Raw genomic sequence first — 3,021 nt, 5'->3', positions numbered from 1 at the left:
GCACGCGCCAGCTATTGGTAAGCGCGCGCGCCATGGCGCAGGCCACTGCCACCTGGCCTGGTTTTGCGCCGCCGCGTGGCCGGATTTTGCACCGCCGTTGACAAACACCACGTCGCTGGCGGTGAGCGGATTGCCGCTCTGGAACTTGACGTCCTTGCGCAGGGTGAAGACGAAGTCGTTGCCATCGGCCTCCCAGCCCTCGGCAAGGTGCGGGGCATAGCCGGGTTCGCCCTGCTTCGGCAGCACCAGCGTATCGTAAACGTTGAACATCAGAATGGAGTCGGCATAGTCGGTGGCCTTGGCCGGGTCCAATTCGCCGACGGCGACCTCATCGAGCCGCAGAACGGTCTGGGCCGCGGCCGGTCCCGCAGCGAGACCGGCAAGGGCCGTTGCCCCCATGAGAGCTAGTGCGAAGAGTCTGGCTGAGCGCATAATGATAATCCCCCTTATGTGTCGCTCTTCGTTTGCTTGTCTGAACCGTGCGCTGCCGCCCCCGCGGCCCGCGTCTCATTCGTGGCCGGATGCTCGCCGAAGACATCCATCGTACCGACCCACAGAATCGTCGCGGGCTGGTCAGAATGGTTCCACGTCGCATGACGGCGGGAAGAGTGGAAGTGAATGGAGTCGTTCTTCTCCAGAATTGTAATTTCGCCATCGAGCTCGACGGTGATCGTCCCTTCGAGGACGAACATGATCTCCTCACCTTCGTGGGTGATGGGCGGGTTTCGATGGCCCGGCGGCTCGTGCATGATCACACTGTGCAGGACCGCGCCCGGGAAACTCGCCGATATACGCTCATAGGTCATCGGGTTTCCGCCGATGGCATACACTGGGCGCTCATTGTGCCGCGTAAGGGGGGATTCAATGCGCGGTTGTGACAGAAACTCGCCCACATCAACGCCCAGGACCCTGGTCACTGCAACGAGCGACGACAGCGACGGGGACGCAATCCCGCGTTCAATCTGGGATATGAACCCCACCGAAAGCCCGGCCCCATCCGCCACATCCTTCAGCGTGAGCCCGATCTGACGGCGCCGCTCCCGCAGGCGAACGCCGAGCGGAACCGGGTCGGTCGTCTCATTGCCTTTCATCCGATGCGGTTCATTCATCCCCTTCCCCGTCATTTTTTAGTGCGACTAAAATTGAAGCCGGACTAAAATTTTCCGTCAAGGTGGAAAGCCGACTCTGTGGGAAAACACGATCGGTCCGGCCCGGGTCGTTCAATCGATTATAGGCTCAGATTTGAAACCTTCTGACAAGACAACCCTGCAGTTGCGCAGGTTGTGTCATCATCCGCCGCCACACAATTCAGACCGGGCCACGTTCGCACAGTCCCATCGCGAGCATGGGCAGGCGCCATGCGTCCAGGACCCTGGGCGCTTGCCGGCTCATGACGGCGCTCGCCCAATGGCAGAAGCGCGCAACGGCCGGGCAAAGCCACCGGCGACCGGAATGCCTGGACAGCAGGCCCGTCATCAGCGCCATGCAGGCGTGCCGCGCGCGCCTGGCGGACCGGCAGCAGCCCCCCGCCACGAGGGTCCCGATGGCGTCACCGCCTTCCCGCCGTCTCCTTCATTCCGGGTGAGAAACCAGGGCTTTCTTCTCCCGAAACCGCCTCAACCACAGGCTTCTTCGAGCCCAGGCCTCGGGACAGATGCCGACTCCCGCATTTCAACCTGAAATTGCAATTCTGTCCGCCTCGGACTGCCCCGGTGACACGTGTAAACGGGGCTAACGAGCCTGCACGGGAGCATCGGCGCAGCAGGCTGCGACCTTTTGTCTGCCGCTCCCGGCACGTTCCGAAACGGACCGGATCCGAGGCTACACAGCATCATGCGGCGATCCGTCGTCCGGTCCGCCGTTCTCATGAAAAGGTTCCCATTCCCCCGCCCCGGACACTCCGATTCGTTCGGCCCGCCGCGCCCGCTCCGCCTTCCGGCTGGCCGGCCCTCCAGCCGACCCGCCACCGGAGGTGAGCCGGCACGGACGGCGGGCAGGTAAAGCGTCACGCGGCCATTCGGTCCCCATCATTCTTCCTGAAGCCGGTGTTCTCAGCGAGATACGCGATCAGATCCTCGATCTCGCAGGCCCTGCCAAGCTTCGGGCTATAGTAGCGGGACGCCTCGATGTAGGCGAAGTGGAAGATTTCCTCCACGCTGGCGGTTATGCGCAACGTCCACCTTTCCTACGTGCTTCTCAAGGGCATCAACCATCGCCGTTCGTTCGCGATCCGTTTCACCGTCCTAGGCCGCAGCTTCGACAGGCGTCCAGCATGGCGAGTAACTCGCCATGCTCATTCTCTGCTCGGTGACCTCTCTCCATTTCACCATACTAAGCCGCCGTAAGCTTGTACCAGGCTTTCGCCAGTTTGGATTTCGAATCTTGGAAGAACGCGTCACGATCTCGCTCATACTTGCGACGCTTCTTTCCGTCCAAAAATGTTTCCACGATCCGCTTCTCAAGCTTCTCTAATACGATTCTACTACCAACACTATTCATGGTGATGCTATCCGCCTCCTTCGTGCTGGCGACGGAATCCGGCCTTCTTCCGGTGCCATTCTTCCCCGACTTCTGTAAGGCCAAAGCCCCTGCTCGCCACACCGATCGTTCAATTGGATCATTCACATTAGGCGAAATAATGTATCTCTTCTCAGCCCCTCCCACCGCGTCTTCTACCTGACAGCCCACAAACATTGCTGCATCAATCGCTGCTGGATGTGTGCTGAACGATTCGAATACACGTTCCGCCAAATTCGAATCTATGAAAATTTCGTCGATGTTGTTTGAATAGTACCTACGTAAGTCGCGTGCGAAAGCAATCGCCCCACGGTGAACTTCTTCAATAAGTATTCGCCGCTTAACCCTCTCCGGCTCCGAACGAAAAACTGGCCACCACCTATTCCCATCGCACTCCATGCCAGGGCCCCCGACGGTGGATGACCTCGGCCTTGAAGAGCCCGTTGATCGTCTCGGCCAGCGCGTTGTCGTAGCTGTCACCGACGCTGCCAACCGAAGGCTCGA

The 3,021-nt window shown here is 60.2% G+C and carries 4 protein-coding genes; all 4 read right to left on the bottom strand.

Annotated features, from left to right (window positions below):
* A partial coding sequence (locus ABD906_RS09895) for an ABC transporter substrate-binding protein (protein WP_345099258.1) occupies positions 1-432 on the bottom strand: 432 nt, incomplete at its 3' end.
* A gap of 14 nt (positions 433-446) precedes the next feature.
* Positions 447-1,091 (bottom strand): helix-turn-helix domain-containing protein, encoded by a 645-nt coding sequence (locus tag ABD906_RS09890; RefSeq protein WP_345099257.1) that lies wholly within the window; start codon positions 1,089-1,091, stop codon positions 447-449.
* A gap of 914 nt (positions 1,092-2,005) precedes the next feature.
* Positions 2,006-2,173: a hypothetical protein gene (locus ABD906_RS09885; RefSeq protein ID WP_345099256.1), complete on the bottom strand. Its 168-nt coding sequence runs from the start codon at positions 2,171-2,173 to the stop codon at positions 2,006-2,008.
* 158 nt (positions 2,174-2,331) lie between these two features.
* Positions 2,332-2,916: a hypothetical protein gene (locus tag ABD906_RS09880; protein ID WP_345099255.1), complete on the bottom strand. Its 585-nt coding sequence runs from the start codon at positions 2,914-2,916 to the stop codon at positions 2,332-2,334.
* Positions 2,917-3,021 lie beyond the last annotated feature (105 nt).

This window comes from Chelativorans composti, assembly GCF_039541695.1.
Classification (GTDB): Bacteria; Pseudomonadota; Alphaproteobacteria; order Rhizobiales; family Rhizobiaceae; genus Chelativorans; species Chelativorans composti.
Note: the sequence above shows the minus strand (reverse complement) of the source record. Positions and strands in the feature narration are given on the sequence as shown.